This window comes from Paraniabella hibiscisoli (genome assembly GCF_022512515.1).
In the GTDB taxonomy this organism is placed as follows: domain Bacteria; phylum Bacteroidota; class Bacteroidia; order Chitinophagales; family Chitinophagaceae; genus Niabella; species Niabella hibiscisoli.
Genome location: NZ_JAKWBK010000002.1, coordinates 353,523 through 376,875, shown reverse-complemented (window position 1 = coordinate 376,875; position 23,353 = coordinate 353,523). Strand labels below are relative to the sequence as shown.

Genomic DNA, 23,353 nt, shown 5'->3' with positions numbered 1-23,353 from the left:
AAACCTAACGATGTTGCTGAAGCCATTTGTATTTGTTTGCCATTATTATTACGGTACAAAATGTTAAGCTCAGCGGCAATTTCTAAGTTGGTATTGTTTTAGCAGCAAAACGCAGAAATTGATAGATAGTCAACTGATAACATCGCTCCAAACCAGCGTTAGCAAGGCATCTGATGAAGTTGCCTATAAGAAGCTATATTATTATTTTCATCCGTTATTACGCCGGTTCGCTTTTAATTTGCTGGGTAATACTGAAATAGCTGATGAGATCGTTTCAGACGTTCTACTGAAACTTTGGATTATGCGCGAAAAAATGGACATGGTGCAGGACCTTAAGCTCTATCTTTTTAAAGCCACCCAAAATGCCTGTCTGAATTATTTAAAAAGTGCCACTCATCGTAATAACCTTTTAACAGAGCAGGTTACTGAACAGGATGCCGTTTATAGCTTTACCGAATCGGAATATACCTGTTCAGAGATACAACAACTGATAGCCAATGCGGTAAATCAGCTACCCCCAAATGCCAGATGGTTTTTCGTCTTATTAAAGAGTACGGTCTTAGCTATGCGCAGGTAAAAGAGGTTATGGATATTTCTCAAAATACCATAGAAACTCATATGAAGCTTGCATTAAAGAAGCTGAAGATGATTGTTGACAGCTATTATAATTCTTCAAAATAATTCTTTTGATCCATTCACGGTAGTGGTTCTTATTCTTGTCTATAAGAATAGACGCTGTCATCATGAATAAGGAACTGCAGGATAAATTATATAGTTTAATGGCCCTCAAAATGTCGGGTAGCGCTGATTTTGGGCAGTTGCAGGAGTTAGAACGACTACTGAAACTATATCCTGATTTTCAAAGATTAGACGATGTGCTGGATCAGTTCCCCGGTATTAATGAATCGGCTACAAAGGATATAACGGATCAGGCGTTTGCTGCGCAGTATGTTAAAATGTTATACGCCGGGCAGGAGCATAATAACATAGCTAATGCCCATGATGAAATACTAATTTCTAAACGAAAACCCAGGCTGGTCTTACTAAAATTTGCTGCTGTGGCCGCATCATTATTTGTAATGATCCTTATTGTAAGAACAACCCTGTTTTCTGACCGGGAAAGCCGGACTTCAGATAAAGCAGCCGCACAAACAAATACAGCAGCTACAAACGGTAAATCCAAGTTGACACTTCCTGATGGTACGCTGGTATACCTTAATGCAAACAGCCACCTGGAGTATGGCCAGGATTTCAATACTACCAGCCGGGATGTGGTACTTACGGGTGAAGCTTTTTTCGATGTTGCGCATAATGCTGATAAGCCCTTTATAGTGCACACGGCAAAAGCAACCATAAGAGTACTGGGTACCCGGTTTAATGTGAAGAATTATTCGGATGCAACATGGGAAGCCACGCTATTGCAGGGAAAGATTGAAATGTATCTTACCAATAAACCTAAAAACAAACTTACGCTGGAGCCTTCTCAAAAAGTATCTGTGTCAGTACCTGATATAAAACAAGGCGCTTCTTCCGCAGACGATTTCAAGATATCGGTTACCAAGATCAAGCCGTTAAAAAATGATATCGTAGAAACAGCCTGGATGGAAGATAAATTAGTATTCGTAGATCAGCCATTACATATAATTATCAAAGACCTTGAGCGTGTGTTTGGAATCAACGTTTATTTCAAGTCAGATAAAGCCAGGGATAAGAAATACACAGGAGCATTTAAAAACGATAATCTTCAGCAGATACTGGAGATACTGGACTTATCGAACCCCATCGATTATGAATTGAAAGATGACCAACTGATTATTCAATAATTCTTAAAAACGATTGCAGATGAAAAAGAAGCGATAAGAAACTCAACTAAAAAGGAGAATGCGCCAACATTCTCCCCGGTAAACAGCTTTAAGACAAACTTGCCGTCTTAAATGCCATTTTAAATAAAAAACCAATTCAAAGGTATGCAAAAATCTACTCTTTCGGGGCGTTATAGCCTCCGGAAACCCCTGCTTGTTATGAAATTAATGTGCTTTATGCTTTTCCTCGCGCTTCATGTTTCTGCCGCCAATTACGGCCAGTCCGTTATTAATATCCGGGCCCAGGAAACCACCGTGTTGAATCTGTTTAAGCAGATAGAGAAGCAATCATCCTATTCTTTTTTATAGCAGTAATCAGCTGGAGTTGAACAGGCCTGTTTATATCAGTGCAGTGAATGCCTCACTGGATGCCGTATTGTCCAAGGTTTTCCAGGGAACCAAAGTGGCATGGAAAGTAATTGATAAAAATAAAGTAGTGCTTTCTGCTGCAGAGGAGTTGGTGCAAAGCCAGCTAAAAACAATTAAAGGAACTGTAGCGGATCAAAATGGTAGTCCACTCGAAAATGTATCCGTAACCGTAAAAGGCAGACAAGTTGGAACGGTGACTAATGCTGCGGGACAGTTTTCTATCGATGCCGATTCCGGGGATGTTTTAATTTTTTCAAATGTTGGCTATATTGACCAGGAAGCGATTGTAGGTAATGAAACTGATCTTAAAATAACCCTGAAAGCCAGCGATTCTAAAATGGACGAAGTGGTGGTAATTGGTTACGGTTCTACCAAAAGAAGAGACCTGACCGGCGCAGTAGTATCTGTAAAAAGCGAAGAGATTACGGCTCGTCCCGGACCCAATCCCATGGAGTCTTTACAGGGAAGAGTAGCCGGTTTAGATATTACCCGTCCTTCCGGGCAGGCTGGAGCCGGGGTAAATATCCAACTAAGAGGCACAAGGTCTTTTACAGCAAGCGGGAATCCTCTATTCATCATTAACGGTTTACCCGGCGATTATGCTACATTGAATCCTTATGATATTGAGTCGATCGAAGTGTTGAAAGATGCATCATCTACCGCTGCTTATGGTTCTGCTGGTTCGAATGGGGTGATCATAATTACAACCAAAAGTGGTAAAGCCGGCAAGGTTAATATTGATGTGAATTCTTATTATGGTTATAATGGCTGGTCTGTTACTCCTACCATGCGCCACGGCGATAGCTATTTGCAAACCAAACGTGATGCCTATAGTTATCTGTGGAATACAACTACCAGTAAATGGGAAACCACTAATGCATTGTGGCAGTCTCCGGCAAACGATTCCATCATTTTCGGTTCAAGGTATGCTACCTATAAAGAGGGACAGTTTACCGACTGGGCCGGTTTGTTGCTTCGCAAAAATGCGGCTACGCAAAACTATAGTGTGGGTATTTCAGGTGGAACCGAAAAGACAAAAGCCTATTTATCTGTTAACTATACCAATGAGCAAAGCCAATACAGTGGCGATGACTACAAGCTGCTGACTACCAGTATGCGCATCGATCACAAAATGAGAAAGTGGATCAATGTGGGCGCCAACCTGCAGTCTTCTTACGTTATTCGAAACAAAGCGCAGGATAAGCTGGAGAACCTGATCACTACAGATCCATTAGCAAGACCTTACAAAGCTGATGGTACCTTAAACCCTGATTTGGGTAATAACGTGTATAATCTGTTGTTGGATTATCAGCCAGGGGTGTGTACGCTAACCTGGATAATAATTTCAGGATATTTCTCAATCCATATATAGAAATCAAGCCATTGAAAGGTTTGAGTATTTTATCCCGCGCCGGGGCAACACTGGCCTATTCTAATGGCTACAGGTTTGATGGTAAAGGTTCGGTTGCATACACTTATAATAATGCGAATGTTACAAAGGCACAGATCCAGCAAAACCGTTTTATTGGCTATCAGTGGGAAAACATACTTACCTATAATTTAAAGATAGCCGGTGACCACGATGTTACAGTAACAGCAGTTAGCTCTTATTATGATAATCAGAACTCTAATACCAACATGACCCAAAACAATGTGCTATCCAATAACTTTAAGTGGCACAATTTTAAAAATGATCCTACTAATACGGTTGCTACCTCATCCTACAATATGTCCAGGACATTTGGTTTGTTAGGAAGAATTAACTATTCGTACTTAGGCAAATACCTGTTCTCTGCATCGGTGCGCCGGGATGGATCTTCGGTTCTGGATAAAGATCATCAATGGGATAATTTTCCCGCTGCATCGGTTGGTTGGAGAGTGTCTGACGAGAAATTTATGGCCGCTACCAAAGATTGGTTGGATAACCTGAAGTTTCGTATCGGATGGGGTATTACCGGCTCTGCTAAAATCGATCCTTACAGTTCTGTAGCAGTAGTAGAAAATGCAAATATGTCTTTAGGAGGTGTAACTACTCCCATCTTCCGTAATTCTGCGCTGATTGCAAATCCCTTGCTTGGATGGGAAAAGTCATACAATACAAATTATGGAATGGATGCCAGTTTTTTAAATAGTCGTATCGACTTATCGTTCGATTACTACAGAACCAAAACCAAGGACGTGATCTATAAAGTAAATACGCCTATTATATATGGCGCTTACACACCGGGTGTTTCCTACGCCAGTAATATTAATTTGTGCGAAACAATGAATACAGGTTTTGAGTTGGCGCTTAACACCCGTAATATTGTTACCAATGATTTTGAATGGACCTCCGCTGTAACCTTTTCTACCAATAAAGAAAAGATCGTCAACCTGATAGGCGGTACATCTAATTTTATACCTAATGATGTGTACACACTGGTGTTGGGGCAGCCCGTTAAAACATTTTGGAATTATAAACTGGATGGTGTTTGGCAAATTGGAGAAGAAGCAGATGCCGCGGTATTCGGAGCTATCCCTGGCACGTTAAAAGTAAATGTTCCGGGAATGACCAGGTTAGGGGAAGGTGTGTATATGAAAGAAACTGGAACAGGTGCCAATATAACTAAAAGGTACTATTACATGAATCTTGCAGAGGCGCAGAAATTTGATCCTTCGCTCACAGCGGCCAATTCCAAATATACTTACAGCAACAATGACTACCAGGTACTGGGAAGTAATGTGCCCAGCTGGTCCCTTGGTTTTCAGAATACCTTCAAATACAAAAGTTTTGACCTGGGTATCTACACTTATATGAGATGGGGCCAAATGATCAATTACAGCCTGATGGGGTGGTACCAACCTAATGCTTTTGCTGTGAACGCAAGCCCTTCCAGAACATTCCCGGCTTCGTTCAATTACTGGACTCCCACCAATCCGTCAAATGATTTTCCGGTAATGAACTATAATTATGGCGCCAGCCAGTTTCTTGGATTTAGCGGCCTTAATTACGTGGACGGATCTTTCTTAAAGATAAAGAACATAACCCTGGGTTATACATTGCCAGCGAATATCTCTAAGAAAGCCTCCATTGATAAGCTCCGTTTGTATGGAACTATTACCAACCCTTTAGTCATTGCCAGAAGCCATTTTTTAAAGGAGTATGACCCTGAAATGAATGGCAGCCTGGAGTATCCATTAACCAAACAAGTAGTATTGGGCCTGAACATTACATTTTAATTACTAAGTAATTTAAAAGATTACATATGAAAATCAATATAAAGAGAAAGCTATATACGGCAGGGTTACTCCTGGCCTTTATTTCCTGTAGTTTGAAAGAATATAACCCCGTTTCATTATCGGAAGAAGATACGATCCACAATTTCGCCGGATGGAAAAGTTTTCAATCTAACTGTTACTCTGGTTTGTGGGGTTCCCTTATAGGAATGCCTTATGGCATCGTATCCGAAGCCGGTACAGATCTGTGGACGTTTCCATTTAATAACCACAACCAGTATAGAGACCTGTTGGCTTATGAGCAATTTACCTCAAGCTCAGGCGTAGTAAAAAATGTATGGGATTTGGCATGGGGCTCTATTTATGCCTGTAATAAAACCATCGATCTTTCTGCGCAACTCACCGATGCAGATGCTAATGCAGCCAATATAAAAACGCTGGTAGGTGAAACCAAGCTACTCCGTGGATATTATTACTCGGTATTGGTTACGCAGTTTGGAGATTTGCCTTTGTTGACCACATCCGGCGCCGAACGTACACTATCGCCAACGCGCAATAAGGTATCAGAAGTTTACGCACAAATCATTGCTGATCTGCGGGATGCTTTTAACGATCTGGGGGTTACTCCATTGGATGGTAACGCGGCAAGGGCAACCAAAAAATCTGCATTGGGATTGTTGGCCCGTGTATATGCGCAGGGCGCGGGAGAAGGATTAAGCGAAGGCGGTAAAACTTATTGGGTACGTGCCAAAGAAGTTGCAGATAGCCTGATCAATAATATGGGCGCTTACGGCGCAGCTATGTATGACGACTTTTCAAAAGTATTTGCCGCCGCCAATAACAGAACAAATACAGAAGTGTTATTCACCGCATACGGGCTTAATCCCTACAATGCTTCCTATGATTATTTTACGGGCAACGGGAAGCCCAATATTTACCTGCATTACTATCCTAAACTGGATGATGCAGTAGGTGTGGGTATTGTAACGGGTAACCTGTTGGGGCGAAGCGTTAATTCTAATACCAGTAATGCCTATTATGGTCGCTTGAATCAACAGTTCATCGGTCCTACAAAATATCTCATCAATTGTTTCAATGCAAAATATGATAAGCGTTGGGAGAATACTTTTGTCACTGCATTTGCCAATTACTCTGGTGTTCAGGCTATTTCCAGCAACGGGAGCGGAGCCGGTGTTCCGGCGCCTGCCAATGTAAAGTATGCTGACGCCACTATCACGCTCAACACAGCCATTTGCACCAAGTTCGGTATTGATGCGTCGCATATAGGCGAGAAGATCTATCCTTATACAGATGTAGATGCAAGAAATGCTTCTCAAAATGCCACCTGGCAGTATATTCCTAAAGTGTGGAATAAAGGAGATTATTCAGGTGCCACTTCCGCCTTGACAGCTCCGGCCAATGCCAATGTACATCCTTATCCGTTGGCTGCCGATGAAGACAGATTTTTCGTTTATTTAAGTAAGGATCCGCTTACGGCTGACGATAAAAAGGCCCGCAGGTATGTAACGGTTAATATTGATGATCTTTTTGATCCTTCAGACGCTACAGGAAGCACTTACAAAGCGGTAGTAGCAGGGAATGGATTGGTACCTAACAGTCTGGCTAACCTGTTTCCGGCAATGATGAAGTTTAACCACAATTTTGACGGAGGATGGCTGGGTGCTAACTTTCAGCAGAAGCTGGGAAATATTATGATCATGCGTATGGCTGAAGTATATTTAATTGCTGCAGAAGCTGCGATGCATATTAACAGTGATGGAGCTGCCGCTGCCGCTTATTTAAATAAGTTGCGCCAGCGTGCCTGTCGAAACCCGGCTGATTTTAATTTTGGTACAGGCATGCAGCTAAGTGTTGCCACTATGGACGATGTGTTTGATGAATATGCGAGAGAACTTTGTGGTGAATACAATCGATGGGCAATACTAAAACGCAATAAAGCATTTGAGAGCCGCCTGCAAAAGTATAACAGAACAGCCTTCGTTAACTTCATTAAAGAAAGACATTATAACCGTCCTATTCCATTTGGTTTTTTAAACCAGATCAATAATGCCGATGATTTCGGAAATAACGGGTATTAAAATATTTCTACTCTGATAACTAAGTCCGCGTTGATTTTACAATGCGGGCTTTTTATTTTGTACTGAATGATAAAATCAATGAAAACGTTACCATTTCCGTTTTACTATGGCTATATTTGTTTTAGCAGATGTATCATCAACGATTGCCATATCTGATCCATGCTATAGCCCACAATAGCGATGAACAGGCTTTTGAAGAGCTTTTCAGGATATATTACCCTGCATTGATCTCGTATACCTCTTCTATGTTAAAAGATAGCCATGTGGCAGAAGAGCTATGCGGTGATGTTTTGTTTAATCTCTGGCAGAACCGTAAGACATTACCAACCATCAAAAATGTGTCACACTACCTGTATATTTCGGCTAAGCATGCAGTTATTAGCTATACACGAAGCAGGGGATATAAAGAGCTGCAAAAAATACTGCTCTCAGCGATGTAGGTGAAACCTTAACCTATGAATTAAGTAATCACGAACTGAAGCTCATCAATAAAGAAACCTTATCAGAAATTAACGCGGCTATTAACGAACTGCCTGACAGGTGCCGGCTTATTTTCAAGCTAATCAAGGAGGATGGACTAAAATATGCAGAAGTCGCTCAGTTATTGGAAATATCAATAAAAACGGTCGAAAATCAAATGAGCATCGCTGTAAAAAAATTAGCAGTTGTTATTAACCGTATGATAGCGGAATACAAAACAAGCGCTTCCTGATATCCCATTATTTTTTTGAAAATAGCAGTTTTCGTTTGGGGGTATCCTCCAATAGATTGCGTCTATATAAATAACGCAATATGTTACAAGTGCTTAACGACAGGCTGATAGATTTACTAATAAAAAAGGAATCCGGTGAAATAACACTGGAGGAGCAGCTTGAACTATCGGAGCTGATAAAGAAGGATACATCCGACGCATTATTGGCTGAAGGCATGAGCGAGGTGTTGGGAAGTTCACTTATTTATACCGATCAACTCCAGGGAGGAGCACTAAATAATGGGCTGGATAGAATACGGGCAAAAATCAAAGCGTCGGAGCCCGTTCCTATAGTTAAAAAGCGCAAGTACATCCGCGCTTATTTTGCTGTAGCGGCTTCAGTTGTTTTAATAATAGCAGGCACTTTTTTTATAGGATGCAGATGGCTCAGCAAACAGAACATGCTGATAATATTGTTGTTACAAAGAAAGGATCCAAGACCAACCTGGTGCTGCCGGATGGAACTAAAGTATGGGTGAACGCAGATTCAAAGCTCTCTTACGGTAAGGATTTTGGCAATCATATACGGGAAGTATACCTGACCGGCGAAGCTTATTTCGATGTGGTAAAAGATAAAAAAAGCCATTCATTGTTCATACCGATAATATCGATATAAAAGTATTGGGTACCGCATTTAACGTGCGGGCTTATGGCAACGAACAAAATACACAAACTACTTTGTTAAGGGGTTCAATAGAAGTGCTGCTTAAAAAGAACAGTAATAAAACGCTCTTATTAGCGCCTAACGAAAAAATGATCGTTCGGAATGCGGCGGCTCAAACATTATCAAAGCAGCTGCATGCAACCCGCTTACCAGAAATAGAGCTGTTGAAATTAAATGAGGGGAAAATAGACTCTTTGGTTATGGAAACCGAATGGACGCATAACCGGCTGGTATTTGAGCAGGAAGCGTTGAGTGATATCATTCCCGTGCTAGAACGATGGTATAATATAACTATTGAACTAAAGAAGGTTCAGCATCCATCAGTATTGTATCGGGGCACATTTGAGAATGATTCGCTCGAAGATGTTTTGGAATCTCTAAAAATGATAGGAAATTTTAACTACCGTATTCAGAAAGATAAAGTAGTTATCTACTAACGTATTGCTCACATTAATAAAATAAAGCCATCATGATCAAACAGGAAATCTAACGAAACAGTATAAAAAGAGCGAAAAATGTTGCAACCATCTTTCGCCCTGAAAAAGACAAAAAGCTGTTGAAACCAGCTATTTATTTATCTTAAACTATTTGCAATATATGAAAAAATATGCTTGCAAGGGACGCTTGTGCCTATCTCAATCGCTTGTAAAATACTTGTTATTAATGAAGCTTGTTGTTTTTATTATTTTACTTTCATCATTCCAGGCCATCGCTTTTGATGCTGCTTCGCAACAAAGGATCAACCTGGATGTGAAAAGCCTTTCCATACCGCAGATCATTGAGAAGCTGGAGAAGGATTACAAATACCGTTTTGTTTATAATACTGAGCTAAAGCAGAGCAATGTTAAGCTGGACCTGTTTGCCAGGAATGCAACACTCGATTATGTGATGCAAAATATGTTAAAGGCCACGACATTTTCCTACAAAAAAATAAACAAAGGCCTGGTCGTTATTATCGGCAAACCAGGAGAAACAATCAGCATATCGGTCGAAGGTAAAATAACGGATCCGGCTGGTAATCCTTTGGCCGGGGTAAGCGTGGCTGAAAAAGGCACCACCAATGGGGTGTTAAGTGGCGATGATGGAAGCTATAAAATTACAGTAAAAGATGAAAATGCGATATTGACTTTCTCTATTGTGGGTTATAGTACCATCGATGTTTCAGTAAAGGATAACAACTATTCGCAGGTAACGCTTTATGCTGCTGAAAATAAGATGGATGAAGTGGTAGTGATAGGGTATGGTACTACTAAAAGAAAGGACCTGACCGGCGCGGTATCAAGTGTAAAAGCAGATGATATAGTCCGTTCTCCTGCGCATAATGCTATGGAAGCCTTGCAGGGACAGGTACCGGGATTGGATATCGTACGTAACTCAGGAAAAGCCACATCGGGTGTTACCATGAATATTCGCGGCAAAAGATCTTTATCTACCGCCAAGGATGAATATGGCAATCTTATAGCGAATAATCCATTAATAATTATAGATGGGGTACAGGGGGAAATATTACGGATATTCCTCCGCAGGAAATTGAATCGATCGATGTAATGAAAGATGCATCCTCTACCGCTATATATGGATCGCAGGGAGCGAACGGTGTTATTATCGTAACAACTAAAAGAGCCAAATCAGGCAAGGCCAAGATATCTTACAACGGTTATGTCGGCATGAATGGATGGGCGCAATATCCTAAAATGCGCATGGGTGATGATTATATAAATCTGCGCCGTGAAGCCGCTAAAACTGCTGGTCAGTGGAAAACACCATCAGATGATCAGACGCTATTTACCCCTGAAGAATGGACTGCTCTGCAAAATAATCAATGGATCAACTGGGTAGATGAAGTAATACATACAGGTATCGTACAAAACCACCAGGTAAGTATGTCCGGTGGTACCGAAAAAACAACGGGTCTGTTGTCTGCAGGGTATTATCGTGAAAAGGGATCGCTTAAAGACGACTTGCTGGATAAGTATAATATCCGCACCGTTATTGATCACAATTTCAGCAATATTTTCAAGGCTGGAGCATCACTCAATCTTACCCATTATAACGGGTATGAGCGGGCTGAAAATGTGTTATGGCGTGCGGCTACTAACGAGCCACTGGGACGGGCATATGATGACAGTGGCAGGGTGATCCTTTATCCGCTGGGAACAGCTGGCAAAGTAAGCCCTTTGGCGGATGAAGCCAGTGAATATACCGCAAAATACCAGCGTTTAACTACTAATGTCTTTGCCAATGGTTATGCAGAATTGCGACCTTTAAAAGGATTGTCACTGCGCTCCAACCTGGGTACCAACTTTTCCTTCCGCCGCAGCAACGACTTCCAGGGTGCTCAATCTATCGACAGGGCAGATTTAAATACGGGGGCTATTGCATCTGTGTTAGCAACCGAAAAAGTTTTATTACCTGGGATAATATTTTAAACTACACCAAAAAACTGGGAGACCATTCTTTTACTTTTACGGGATTGACTTCCTGGACACAATCTAAATTCAGGAGTTCTTACAGTGAAGGCGCTGGCCAGTTAATACCCAGTCAGCTCTGGCATAATCTTGCTGCCAACGCGAAAGAATCTTATGTGATACGTTCGGGTTATATACAGAGCCAAACCTTTTCTTATGCCGCAAGATTGAATTACAACTACCTGGGCAAATACCTGCTTACCGTTTCTAACCGGTGGGATGGAGCTTCCCGGTTGGCAGAAGGGAATAAATGGGCTGCGTTTCCATCGGCGGCTTTGGCCTGGCGCGTAATAGACGAGGGGTGGTTTGGAAGTACAAAAAATTTAAATGAATTAAAATTACGTGCAAGCTGGGGTATGACGGGTAATTCAGGTATCAGTGAATACGGTACCCAGTCATATTTAAATGCCTTGACTAATTCCGCTTTCCAGGATAGAGGATACACTTACTATGTATATAACCCGTTCCTTGGAAATGTAGACCTTGGATGGGAAAAATCTGCTTCAACTAATGTCGGCATTGATTTCGGTTTCTTCGATAACAGAATAATGGGTAGTGTAGATTACTACAATACTAAAACGACCGACATTCTTTTACCCCGCACATTACCTACTTCAATGGGGAGCGGTAATAATACGCCTTTCCAGATCTATCAGAATATAGGATCTACCAGCAATAAGGGTATCGAACTAAATCTGACCACTGTCAATATCAGGAAACAGAATTTTAACTGGCAGACGAATATCACATTCGCACGCAATACGGAAAAAATTCTCGACCTCATAGATGGTCGCGACATTATAGGTGCAGTAACCCGTGAGACTGAAAGCCTTTTGATTGGCCGTCCGCTAAAGTCGTTTTATACCTTTAAAAGACTCGGAATCTGGCAAACAGACGAAGCGGCTGAAGCAGCCACGTACTTTAAAGATGCGGCTAAAACACAGCCTTTTAAACCGGGAGATATCAAGCTGGCTGATCTTAATGGCGACTTTGTGATTGATGAGATCAACGATGTGCAGTACATTGGTACCACTTCTCCACGTTGGACGGCCGGTTTAAACAATACGTTCCGTGTTAAAAACATCGACCTGACGGTATACATCATTAGCAGGTGGGGCCACATGATGACCTATGATTTTACGGGCGCTTATGATCCCTCTGGTAAAGGTAATGCACCGGCATACCTGGATTACTGGACACCCGAAAATCCATCCAATGATTTTCCACGACCGGATAATACCAATTTTTATAACTACAGGGGATATCTTTCATTGAACTATGTTGATGCCTCTTACATCAAACTAAAAACAGTATCGGTAGGTTATACTTTTCCCGCTCAAACAGTTAGTCGTTGGGGTATGTCCGATCTGAGAGTTTATGCATCCGGTAATAACCTGCTTACCCATGCACGGAGCCATTTTGTAAGAGATTATGATCCCGAAAGAGGAGGTTCTGCCAAGTCGCCCCTGCAACGCCAGTTTGTGCTGGGTCTCAATGTAAGTCTATAACAGTTTTAAAGCTGTTATAAAGTAATGATATAAACGGTCTGATGATCCTGTTTCAGATTGCATTGATAAGCTTTCAAAATAGTGATATGAAACGAGCCATAAAAAATCTTCCAATCCAAAAGAATGATTACCTGGCAAATTTCCTGCCCGTCGGGTCAGGCGGGCAGCTGACCATCAAAAACAATTAAAAAATATACAGATGAAAAATTGGATTCAATATATTCCTCATAAAAAACTGATTCCACTGTATTGCTCAGTGATGTTATTTTCCTGCAGTTTAAAGGAGTTTAATCCCGGCGGTACAACAGCCGATGTGGTGTTTGCTGCCCAGGAAGGAATGAATGCCCTGGTTAATTCCGCTTACGTTAATTATGGCGGCCAGTTTTATGGCCGTGAAGACCTGGTAATGCTAACGGAGGGTGGTACTGATCTTTGGATCAATATTGCCAATAGTGGTTATGGACGACAAATGACCAAATACGAAGAACTTACTTCGGGAACCGGGCAGCTTAGAAATACCTGGAACCGCCTGTACGAGATCATTAATTATTGTAATGCAGGAATCGAGCGGATCGATGCTGTACCCTTTAATTCGGCAGATCAAAAGAAAGCACGCAAGGGTGAATTGCATTTCCTAAGAGCGTATTCTTACTGGCATATAGTGGAATTTTACGGAGGCGTTGATCTGCGTACACAGGAAACAAAAACGGCTGTGCTTACTGCTCAGCGCAGCCCTGTGTCTGCTTTTTACGATTTAATGCTCCAGGACCTGGATGCGGCTATCGCTAATCTTCCGGTAGATCCTGTACCCGCAACTGACATAGGCCGGGCTACGCTTAAAGCGGCTTATGGTTTGAAAGCGAGGGTGGCGTTAACCCGGGTGGCCTATGAAACTTCGCAGGCCGAAAAAGACAAGTACTATCAGGTAGCAAAAGATGCAGCTACCTATGTTATTAATAACCCGGCTTCTTTAAAAGTATCGTTGTACGCTACGCCTGCAGAGGTATTTGCGCCTGCGGCCAATAAGGTCAATAAGGAAGCGATGTTTGTTGTAACCCACTCTACTGTTCCCTCTTTAAACCCACAGCCTAATAACCCCAACCGCCTGCACATGTGGTTTAAGGCCAAGTATTCTGCTAAAGCTGGTGTTGTACAAAGCCTTGTTTATGGTAATGACAATAATGCAAGGTCGGGGGCTATGTGTATGATGCCTACACGCCGGTTGCTTGAATTGTATAATGAACAGGTAGACAGCAGGTACCGCGCCTGGTTCAGAGAAACCTACAACCAAAACAATAGTAACTATGCCTGGACAGCCGATGATCTCGCTGCGTTCGAAAAACCAGCCAGTATGGTGGGTACGCGTATTAATGCTGGTGAAACCGCGCTAATGTATACTAAGCAAAAAATAGCCGATAAGAGAACAAGGCCTTATGCGGTGGTAGATATTGATGATATTTATACGGGTGACAGGGTATCTACCAATGCCAGGTTCAATATTTGCTTTCCTGCGCTGACCAAATTTGATGATCCGAATTTGCCGGCCCCTAATTCTAATTTTGGTAGCAAGGATGTTATAGTGATGAGGCTGCCTGAAATGTACTTTATAGTTGCAGAATGTGAAATAATGATGTCAGGCGGATCAAAAGCAAGAGCTGCCGAAATGATAAATATCATTCGCAAACGAGCCGCAGTAGCCGGGAGGGAGAGCGATATGGTTGTTACAGAAGCACAGATGACGATTGATTTTGTACTGGAAGAAAAAGCCAGGGAGTTTTGTGGTGAGCATATACGTTGGTTTGATTTGAAAAGGACAGGTAAGCTGTATGATTATGTAAAAGCTTACAACAAGGATATTCCCCTGATTCAACCATTCCACGCATTAAGACCTATTCCACAAATGTTCCTGGATGCCATTACCAATGCGGCAGAATTTGGACAGAACGCAGGATACTAAGCGCGGTTGGGGTAAAAAGAGCGGCTCCTGCATAGCAGTGGGAGCCATTCTTTTCTGGTCTTGAACGGTTAAAAAAATATTCAACAATAGCAATACTTATTTGGAAAAAGTGATAGTATGAGTTATATTTGGTAACGTTTACATTTTTCAACGATTGTTTCTCATGCCAAAAACTATTTCATCCGGTTTAAAGGAAGTAGCGCGTCATGCCGCTGTATCTATTGCCACTGTGTCCAGGGTAATTAATGCTGATCCCAAAGTGAAAGCTGAGACGGCCTTAGCCGTACAAAAAGCGATCAAAGAGTTAGGATACAGGCCCAATAGAGTGGCACAACGCCTCCGCGCCACAACGGCACGTCGCCGCCTGGTGGGGTTGCTCATTCCCGATATCAGGAATCCTTATTATGTGGACATTATAAGAGGGGTGGAGGAATATGCGTATAGTCAAAATACAACGGTGATCATCGGCAATTTTTCACAGGATCCCTCTAAAGAAGAGTTATATATTGATATACTGAGAAGTGAATCTGTTGACGGGCTTATAGTGGCTACTACTCCCGCAACGGAGCAAAAAGTTGAGCAATTAATAGAGGACGGCATTCCGGTGGTTTGTATCGACAGAGGATTGAAAAGTTTGAAGGCGGATGTAGTAAAGACCGACAACGAATTGGGTGCTATTATGGCTACCACTCACTTGATCAATCTTGGCCATCAACGTATCGCTCATATTGCAGGCGACCTGGAAATACCTACTACCCATGAAAGGATGGCTGGTTATAAAAAGGCGCTGAAAAAAATAAAATAAAGATTGATCCTACCTTAATCTATAGTAAAAAATCGGATTACGAGAGTGGGGTAGAGCTTACCCAAAAAATACTGTCTCTGAAAAGCAGGCCCACAGCCATTTTTACAGCGAATAACCTGCTTACACTGGGCGCTTTGGAAGTGTTACATGGGCACAAAATAAAAATTCCCAAAGAAATGGCCATCGTAGGGTTCGATGATGTGTATTGGGCAACTTCTTTGAATCCTGCATTAACAGCTGTAAAGCAATTCGGTTATGAAATGGGGCAGCAGGCCGCCGAATTATTGTATAAAAGACTGGCTAATCCCCAGGCGCCTCCTACCAGCTTTATTATAAAGCCGGAGCTGATGGTAAGAAAGTCCTGCGGTACCCGTTGATTTTTTTGAAGGATAATGTAAACGTTTACAAATTATCCGGTGTTTTGTCATTAATAATTGTAAAGCATATGAAACCTCTACACGTTTTTAGAAAGGCATTACTGTTGTTGCTGTGTTTTGGCAGTCTAGTAGCTACCGGGCAACAACGGTCTGTTACCGGCCAGGTGCTCGATGAAACCAGCGGTCAGCCTCTGGCAGGAGCCAACATTGTTATACAGGGAACCACGCAGCATATCCCTGTTTCCCCGGAAGGAAAATTTGAATTCAACGTATCCAATACCAGTACTGTGCTAACGGTGAGCTATGCAGGATACGTTACCAGGGAAATCAATATTGGTACGCAAACCAATCTTATTGTTTCATTAAGCAGTAGTGCAGGTAATCTTAACGAGGTGGTCGTTATAGGTTATGGTACCCAGCGGAAAAAGTCAATCACAGGGTCGGTTGCGTCCGTTAATTATGACCAGTTTAAAGACCGGTCGTTTAGTAATGTGGTACAGTCCCTGACGGGCACGGTTCCCGGTGTCAATATATCGCAATCGCAGGGAGCGCCAGGCGTAGCGCCCGTAATACAAATCAGGGGTATCAGTTCAATTACAGCAGGTACGAATCCCTTATTCGTAGTGGATGGGGTTCCGTTAGAAGATTTCAATATGAACATGATCAATCCCCAGGATATTCAGTCAGTGGAAATATTAAAAGACGCGTCTTCGGCGTCTATCTATGGATCGAGAGGTGCGAATGGTGTGGTAATGGTTACTACTAAACTAGGTAAACCAGGTAAAGCTATTGTTAGTGCTGGTTTTGAATATGGTATTCAAAAGGTAACGCGTCAGATCGATATGATGGATGCACAGCAATGGATCCGCTATTTTGTAGCTGCAAAAAATAATGCCTGGGTTGATCTGAATCCGGCCGTTAATAAAGCCACAGATCCTAATAGCGCCAGGGGTACCTCAACCTTATACAAAATACCCGAAGAGTTTATCAACAGTCCTGAGCAGTTTGGCGCAGGTACCAATTGGCAGGATGTGATGTTTAGAACAGCTCCCATGGCGAATGCGCAACTGTCTGTATCGGGTGGTACCGATAAAACCCAATACCTGTTTTCCGCAGGCTTGCTAAACCAGGATGCGGTGTTAGACCAGAACTATTACCGCCGGTTAGCTTTAAGGTCCAACATCCGTCAAAAGGTTTCAGATAAAATAACTGTTGGATTAAACCTGAGTTTAACCGGTATTCACGACAGAACGGATGGTATCGATGGTAAGAGCGACGTCATCAGTCTGGCTTTACAGAGTGATCCTATTTTTCCTTTATATAATGAAAACGGCAACCTGGGTATTGTAGATCCTAATTCTATCTGGAACCGTTACCTGCAATATAATCCGGTAAATCTGTGGCATCCCTATGCTACTACAAGATTCACTGATAAAAAGAATAAAGCCTACAACACTTTTGCACTAGGGTATGTGGAATATAATATTATCGAAGGGCTGAAGTTTAAATCAAGCCTGAGCGCCAATGTGTCTAATAATTCTTATAATTTCTACCGGTTCAAAAACCAGGGATATGGATATAACCAGGACCTGGCTACTTCAACCGCAACTGCCAGTGCCGGAAATAAGTTGAACTGGCTTTGGGAAAATACCGCTACGTATGATTTTTCTGTAGCGGAACATAACTTCAATGTTTTAGCGGGCTATACCTCTCCAGAAAGAACGTACGGAATTCCAGTCGCTAACAGCAGCTAATTTCCCTAACGACCTGGTACAAACCATTAATGCCGGTACCGTTACAGGCGGAACTTCAACCGCTACTGAATGGGCTATACAGAGTTACCTGGGTAGGTTGAATTATAATTTCAGGAACAAATATTTTTTATCCGCCAGTATACGCCGCGATGGTAGCTCCAGGTTCAGCAGGGACAATCAATGGGGATATTTTCCTTCGGTTTCTGCGGGTTGGGTAGTATCTGATGAGAACTTCTTAAAAGAAGTAAATGGGTTGAACCTGTTAAAGCTGAAAGCAAGTTATGGTAGTGTGGGTAACAACCAGATACCTAACTATGGTGCTATTGGCTTGTTAGGTGGCGTTAACTATGTATCGAATGGAAATATCATAGCTGGATTAAAACCTATTACCCTCGATAACGCCGGTCTTCGTTGGGAGAAAACCAACCAGCTGAACCTGGGCATTGATATCGCTGTTTTAAAAAACAGGCTTTCGGCCACCATCGAGGTATATCGTTCTATTACACAAGACATGTTGTTGAATGTGCCCATACCCGATATCACGGGCTTTTCGAGCCAGTTAACGAATATTGGTAAAATGCGTAACACCGGTTTGGAAATACTGGTATCATCAAAAAATATACAACGTGAGTTTACCTGGTCAACAGATGTGAACTTCAGCCTGAACCGGAATAAAGTGCTTCAACTCGGATCAGGCAATGCACCCATTTATTATACTGATTGGGAGACAACCGTGCGTACAGCAGTGGGCTCGCCTATTTCTGATTTTTATGGCTATGTTTTTAACGGCGTTTATAATAACACAACGGAAATACAGAATAGTCCGCACGAGGCATCTACAAGACCGGGCGATCCTATTATTGTAGATGTAAACGGAGACGGAAAAATTACCACCGATGACAGAACCATTTTAGGTAATAACCAGGCTAAATTTATTGCAGGTATTACCAACCGGTTTGGTTACAAGGGAGTGGAACTATCCGTATTGCTGCAGGGGCGTTACGGGGAGAAATTGTAAACCAGAATTACCGGTTTCTCGGATTCTGGAATAGTGGAAGAGGTATGTATGCGGGAGCTGCTAATTTCTGGGAATCGGAGCAAAACCCGGGTGATGGCGTTAACCCAAGACCTTCTGCCAACAGGCGGCCGTTTCAACAAGGCTTTTCTACCTTATGGGTAGAAGATGCTTCATTTCTAAGGGTAAAGAATATCACGCTTTCCTATAATATCCCGCAAAGCGTATTACACAAAACGCCATTCAATAATTTAAGAGTGTATGTAAACGCAGATAATGTAAAGTTGTTCAGCAAATACACCGGGTATGATCCTGAAAATACTACTTATAAAGCTACTAATTATAGTGCCGGAACATCGGCGGCTAACACGGGTGTTTCCAGTTCATCTTTACCTACCGGCTCTATGTTGGGTGTAGATTATGGTTCGTATCCGTTACCGCTGGTAATCACTTTTGGTTTGAAAACTTCATTCTAAAAAATGTTAGCAACGTTTAAAAAATTAACACATGAAAAGAATATATGATCTCCATGAAATTTTAATATCCTTATTGGTGGTTCTTTTTGTCAGTTGTGGAAAGTCATTTACCGATCTGGCCCCGATCTCCAACGCCAATACCAATAATTTTTATAAAACCGAAGCCGATTTTGAGTCGGGTATCACTGCCGCCATGAACACTTTGTATGGAGTGTATGCTCCGGAAGGCCCCATATCCTATACAGGAGAGCTAATGGGTGATAATGCTACTTTGTACATTATTGCCGGGGCTCAGGCTGATAAACATGCTTTCAGGGACTATGCTATCCAAACGCCTAATACCATGGTATATGCTTTCTGGAGACAGTTTTACGGTTCTTTATTTGCGGTGAACACAGTATTGGATAAACTTCAGACTGCTACCCAGCTGGATGTTGAATACAAAAAGACAGCCGAGGCCGAGATGCGTTTTTTAAGGGGGCTTTATTATTTTAACATGGCCCGTTTATGGGGAGGTGTTCCTTTGGTAACTAAAGCTGTTTCAGCGCAGGAGGCTTACAGCATTTTAAGATCATCTGAGGCAGAAGTGTATAGCCTGGTAAAAACCGATCTGCAATTTGCTGTGGATAATCTACCCGTTTCTGCCAATGTAAAATTGATCGGCCGTCCAACAAGGGGAGCAGCGCAAACGGTATTAGGTGAAGTGTACCTGACGTTGGGCGATAAGCCGGCTGCAGCAGCAGCTTTGCTCGAAGTTTACAACAGCGGGCAATATGCTTTGCAGCCCACATTCGCCGGTGTTTGGGGACCCACCGTTAAAAACACGAAAGAAGCTGTTTTTGAGATCCAGTATGCCGCTAATGCCAGTACCGGTACGCACAGCCCTTATCAGCAATTCTTTTTTCCGAATGTAAATGCCCTGGGCTTTTCGGGTGTAGGGATGAACCAGGTTACAGATGACCTGTATAACGAATACGAGTCGGGTGATCCCAGGAGAGATATAACTATATCTCTGGGCTACCAGAGCGGCAATACCTTCCTGCAGCAAAAGTATTTCCAGAAATGGGCGCATCCGAATGCTGCTATTAATGGAACGACCTTATTAGCCAATAATGACTTTATGGTTTATCGCTTCGCAGATGTACTGCTAATGTTAACTGAAGCCACTGGTGATGCTCAATACATGAACCAGCTGAGAAGCAGGGTTGGGTTGCCATTATGGGGCACGGCTGGCTATCCGGTGGCGAAATATGGTACTGTTGCATTGGCCCTGGAGCACGAAGCCCGCATGGAGCTGGCCGGCGAGTTCAAAAGATGGTTTTCATTAAAACGATCAGGTAGGGCAATTACTGTGCTTACAGCTAAAAATAAGCCGGTTACGCAGGAAAAACTGGTATTGCCTGTTCCGGATATCGTACGGTTACAAAATAGCCAGATTACCCAGAATGCCGGCTACTAATTCCGGAAAGAAATGGGAATAATTCGTTGAGCAGCAAGGGGAGATGGAATAATTTTCCAAGATGATGGAAATAATTGTTAGATATACAATTTCTCTCCCCATCTGCTTTACCTTAGAAACGCCGAATACCGGTATCTGGTACTGGCATGACTTTTAATTTACGAATTCATATTTGCTTGTTTTATGAAACGACTCTTTGTGTTGCTGTTTTTAATTTGTTTTTTCCTGAATGATGGAGTGGCACAGTCCATGCAGCCGCTGAAAATTTCTCAAAATCAGCGCTTTTTCAAACGGCTGATGGAAAGCCTTTCTTTTGGTTGGGAGATACGGGATGGTTGCTATTTATCAAATGCAGCAGGGAGGAAGTATTGCAATACCTGGATGCCCGTCAGCAACAGGGTTTTAATGTAGTGCAGGTGATGGTACTGCATACGCTGGGAGCAAAAAATGTATACGGAAATAAAGCACTTGAAGATGGAGATATCGGCAAGCCGCTAACGACAACCGGTGCAACATTCGGCGATAAAGCAGCGTATGATTTTTGGGATCATGTAGACTTTGTTGTAAAAGAGGCCGAAAAGCGTGGCATTTATATGGCCCTGGTTCCGGTTTGGGGATCGGCAGCCAAAGACAAATCGGTAAATGCAGTAAATGCTGCCGTTTATGCAAAGTTCCTGGCTGAGCGTTATAAAAATAATACAAATATCATCTGGCTAAATGGCGGAGATATTGAAGGAGACGCTAAAATGGATGTGTGAGGCGATAGGCACCACTATTAAAAAATACGATCCGGCTCATTTAATGACCTATCATCCAAGAGGACGTTATTCTTCTACCGATTGGTTTCATAATAAAAAATGGCTTGATTTTAATATGTTCCAGAGCGGGCACCGTTCTTATGCACAGGACACTTCAAGGAAAGAGAAACACCGTCATGGAGAAGACAACTGGAAATTTGTCGTTACAGATTACAATATGAAGCCAGCTAAGCCTGTATTGGATGGCGAACCTTCGTATGAAAATATACCCTATGGCTTGCACGACAGCCTGCAACCCCGGTGGACGGCTGCTGAAGTACGCCGCTATGGCTATTGGAGCGTTTTTGCGGGAAGTGCAGGATTTACCTATGGCGAGAATGCCATCATGCAGTTTAATAAAATGGGAGACGCGGATGCAAACTTTGGAGTATTCAATAACTGGAAAGAAACCATCAATGCGCCGGGAGCCTTACAGATGAAATACCTGAAAGATCTGATTTTGTCTTACAGCTATTTTGACCGTAAACCTGCCCAGGAAATCATTGCAGATAATACACAGAAAAGGTATAACTACATCATAGCAACAAAAGGACCAGCCTATGCATTGGCATATACTTACACAGGTAGAACATTTAAAGTGAATACTGCAAAACTGGGTTTTAAACTAACTTCCGCCCGGTGGTTTAGTCCCATCGATGGTAGTACGCAGTCCATTAGTTTAAAAGCAAAAACAGGTATTGTGAGTTTTGATCCGCCGGGCCTGCCAAAGAATGGTAATGACTGGGTGTTGGTATTAAAGAAATAACTACATGCCGGATTAACTGGTCTGGCATGCAAAAACAAACGATTTGAAAAAATATAGCCATATTGATTGCGATAGCATTCGCGTTTGTATCCTGTTCTAATAAGGCATACTTATTCACCTCATTTCATGAGCCCGCTGATGCCGGCTTGCGGATGTTGTATAGCTATGACGGATATCACTGGAAAGATTTTGACACCGTGTTTTTGAAACCTGAAGTGGGAACACAAAAGGTAATGCGTGATCCGTCAATGGTACAGGGACCCGACGGCGTTTTTCACCTGGTGTGGACAAGCAGCTGGCAAAAAGACAAGGGATTTGGCACTGCTTCTTCAAAAGATCTAATTCACTGGACGGCTCAAAAACACGTTCCGGTAATGGAGCATGAGCCTGGTGCTGTAAATGTATGGGCTCCCGAGTTGTTTTATGACGATGTGCAAAACCAATATATCATCGTTTGGGCAACGACAATACCTGGCCGCTTTGAAAGAGGGATTGAACCAGATAGTAATAATCATCGGTTGTATGCTACTACCACCAAGGACTTTCAAACGTTCACGCCGGCTCAATTATTCCTGGATCCGAAATTTAGTGTAATTGATGCGCAAATTGTTAAAAGAAAAGCCAATGACTATGTCTTGATTCTAAAAGACAACACCAGGCCGGAAAGGAATGTTAAAGTAGCTTTTGGCAGCTCGCCAATGGGTCCCTGGAAAAATATTTCCAAACCTTTTACAGAGAATTTCACAGAAGGTCCGAATACGGTGAGACTAAAAAAGGAATGGCTGATTTATTTTGACTCTTATCGTAAGAAAACCTATGAGGCAGTGGCAACTAAAGACTTCATCCATTTCGAAAATGCGAATAGTAAGATCAGTATACCGGAGGGACATAAACATGGCACTATTGTACCTGTGAAAAAGAAAGTAGTGAAGCAGCTGGTAAAGCAGGTTCAGGGTGATAAGTAATAGATTATGGTTAATAGTTTGTAGTTCATGGTTCGCCATCATCTA

At 42.3% G+C, this 23,353-nt stretch carries 24 protein-coding genes and 1 pseudogene; all 25 read left to right on the top strand.

Annotation, left to right across the window (positions count from 1 at the left end):
* The first annotated feature begins 118 nt into the window (after positions 1-118).
* The 25 genes and pseudogenes from MKP07_RS30515 (at position 119) to MKP07_RS30415 (ending at position 23,308) form a co-directional block, all read left to right on the top strand.
* The gene (locus tag MKP07_RS30515; protein ID WP_240851848.1) at positions 119-577 is read left to right on the top strand and encodes a sigma factor; all 459 of its coding nucleotides are present in this window, start codon (positions 119-121) and stop codon (positions 575-577) included.
* Positions 529-681: a sigma factor-like helix-turn-helix DNA-binding protein gene (locus tag MKP07_RS43210; protein WP_394803726.1), complete on the top strand. Its 153-nt coding sequence runs from the start codon at positions 529-531 to the stop codon at positions 679-681. The genes MKP07_RS30515 and MKP07_RS43210 overlap by 49 nt, the downstream gene beginning before the upstream one ends.
* 62 nt (positions 682-743) lie before the next feature.
* Positions 744-1,823 carry a FecR family protein gene (locus tag MKP07_RS30510; RefSeq protein ID WP_240851847.1) on the top strand — a complete coding sequence of 360 codons (1,080 nt, stop codon included), beginning with the start codon at positions 744-746 and terminating at the stop codon, positions 1,821-1,823.
* A 144-nt stretch (positions 1,824-1,967) separates the two neighbouring features.
* Positions 1,968-2,171 (top strand): hypothetical protein, encoded by a 204-nt coding sequence (locus MKP07_RS30505; protein ID WP_240851845.1) that lies wholly within the window; start codon positions 1,968-1,970, stop codon positions 2,169-2,171.
* A 16-nt stretch (positions 2,172-2,187) separates the two neighbouring features.
* On the top strand, positions 2,188-3,603 hold the full coding sequence (locus MKP07_RS40100; RefSeq protein ID WP_262920018.1) for a SusC/RagA family TonB-linked outer membrane protein: 1,416 nt from the start codon (positions 2,188-2,190) through the stop codon (positions 3,601-3,603).
* Positions 3,552-5,450: a SusC/RagA family TonB-linked outer membrane protein gene (locus MKP07_RS40095; protein ID WP_317236143.1), complete on the top strand. Its 1,899-nt coding sequence runs from the start codon at positions 3,552-3,554 to the stop codon at positions 5,448-5,450. The genes MKP07_RS40100 and MKP07_RS40095 overlap by 52 nt, the downstream gene beginning before the upstream one ends.
* A gap of 26 nt (positions 5,451-5,476) precedes the next feature.
* Positions 5,477-7,546 (top strand): RagB/SusD family nutrient uptake outer membrane protein, encoded by a 2,070-nt coding sequence (locus tag MKP07_RS30495; protein ID WP_240851843.1) that lies wholly within the window; start codon positions 5,477-5,479, stop codon positions 7,544-7,546.
* Between the two features lie 128 nt (positions 7,547-7,674).
* The gene (locus MKP07_RS30490) at positions 7,675-7,986 is read left to right on the top strand and encodes a sigma factor (RefSeq protein WP_240851841.1); all 312 of its coding nucleotides are present in this window, start codon (positions 7,675-7,677) and stop codon (positions 7,984-7,986) included.
* A gap of 35 nt (positions 7,987-8,021) precedes the next feature.
* Positions 8,022-8,258, top strand: coding sequence for a sigma-70 family RNA polymerase sigma factor (locus MKP07_RS43205; protein ID WP_394803734.1), 237 nt, complete (start codon positions 8,022-8,024; stop codon positions 8,256-8,258).
* 80 nt (positions 8,259-8,338) lie between these two features.
* The gene (locus tag MKP07_RS30485) at positions 8,339-8,776 is read left to right on the top strand and encodes a hypothetical protein (protein WP_240851838.1); all 438 of its coding nucleotides are present in this window, start codon (positions 8,339-8,341) and stop codon (positions 8,774-8,776) included.
* Positions 8,773-8,913: a FecR family protein gene (locus MKP07_RS41560; RefSeq protein WP_240851836.1), complete on the top strand. Its 141-nt coding sequence runs from the start codon at positions 8,773-8,775 to the stop codon at positions 8,911-8,913. The genes MKP07_RS30485 and MKP07_RS41560 overlap by 4 nt, the downstream gene beginning before the upstream one ends.
* 5 nt (positions 8,914-8,918) lie before the next feature.
* Positions 8,919-9,398, top strand: coding sequence for a FecR family protein (locus MKP07_RS30475; RefSeq protein ID WP_240851835.1), 480 nt, complete (start codon positions 8,919-8,921; stop codon positions 9,396-9,398).
* A 160-nt stretch (positions 9,399-9,558) separates the two neighbouring features.
* A pseudogene (locus MKP07_RS30470) lies at positions 9,559-10,502 on the top strand (carboxypeptidase-like regulatory domain-containing protein); the annotation flags it as partial.
* A 6-nt stretch (positions 10,503-10,508) separates the two neighbouring features.
* Entirely contained in the window at positions 10,509-11,390 is an 882-nt protein-coding gene (locus MKP07_RS30465; protein WP_240851831.1) for a SusC/RagA family TonB-linked outer membrane protein, read from the top strand.
* A complete protein-coding gene (locus MKP07_RS30460) occupies positions 11,303-12,937 on the top strand; it encodes a SusC/RagA family TonB-linked outer membrane protein (protein WP_317236168.1) in 1,635 nt (544 codons plus the stop codon). The genes MKP07_RS30465 and MKP07_RS30460 overlap by 88 nt, the downstream gene beginning before the upstream one ends.
* Positions 12,938-13,136: 199 nt before the next feature.
* Entirely contained in the window at positions 13,137-14,894 is a 1,758-nt protein-coding gene (locus MKP07_RS30455; RefSeq protein WP_240851829.1) for a RagB/SusD family nutrient uptake outer membrane protein, read from the top strand.
* 163 nt (positions 14,895-15,057) lie between these two features.
* Positions 15,058-15,699 (top strand): LacI family DNA-binding transcriptional regulator, encoded by a 642-nt coding sequence (locus tag MKP07_RS40085; RefSeq protein ID WP_262920016.1) that lies wholly within the window; start codon positions 15,058-15,060, stop codon positions 15,697-15,699.
* Entirely contained in the window at positions 15,696-16,076 is a 381-nt protein-coding gene (locus tag MKP07_RS40080; RefSeq protein WP_317236167.1) for a substrate-binding domain-containing protein, read from the top strand. Before MKP07_RS40085 ends, MKP07_RS40080 begins: the two co-directional genes overlap by 4 nt.
* Before the next feature lie 68 nt (positions 16,077-16,144).
* Entirely contained in the window at positions 16,145-17,830 is a 1,686-nt protein-coding gene (locus MKP07_RS30445; protein WP_240851828.1) for a SusC/RagA family TonB-linked outer membrane protein, read from the top strand.
* Between the two features lie 97 nt (positions 17,831-17,927).
* Positions 17,928-18,848: a SusC/RagA family TonB-linked outer membrane protein gene (locus tag MKP07_RS30440; protein ID WP_394803725.1), complete on the top strand. Its 921-nt coding sequence runs from the start codon at positions 17,928-17,930 to the stop codon at positions 18,846-18,848.
* Between the two features lie 44 nt (positions 18,849-18,892).
* Positions 18,893-19,321 (top strand): hypothetical protein, encoded by a 429-nt coding sequence (locus tag MKP07_RS30435; protein WP_240851826.1) that lies wholly within the window; start codon positions 18,893-18,895, stop codon positions 19,319-19,321.
* 31 nt (positions 19,322-19,352) lie between these two features.
* Positions 19,353-20,780, top strand: coding sequence for a RagB/SusD family nutrient uptake outer membrane protein (locus tag MKP07_RS30430; protein WP_240851824.1), 1,428 nt, complete (start codon positions 19,353-19,355; stop codon positions 20,778-20,780).
* A gap of 335 nt (positions 20,781-21,115) precedes the next feature.
* Positions 21,116-21,538 carry an apiosidase-like domain-containing protein gene (locus MKP07_RS40075; RefSeq protein ID WP_262920015.1) on the top strand — a complete coding sequence of 141 codons (423 nt, stop codon included), beginning with the start codon at positions 21,116-21,118 and terminating at the stop codon, positions 21,536-21,538.
* The gene (locus MKP07_RS40070; RefSeq protein WP_262920014.1) at positions 21,510-22,343 is read left to right on the top strand and encodes a glycoside hydrolase family 140 protein; all 834 of its coding nucleotides are present in this window, start codon (positions 21,510-21,512) and stop codon (positions 22,341-22,343) included. The genes MKP07_RS40075 and MKP07_RS40070 overlap by 29 nt, the downstream gene beginning before the upstream one ends.
* Positions 22,344-22,405: 62 nt before the next feature.
* A complete protein-coding gene (locus MKP07_RS30415) occupies positions 22,406-23,308 on the top strand; it encodes a glycoside hydrolase family 43 protein (protein ID WP_240851823.1) in 903 nt (300 codons plus the stop codon).
* Positions 23,309-23,353: the final 45 nt, after the last annotated feature.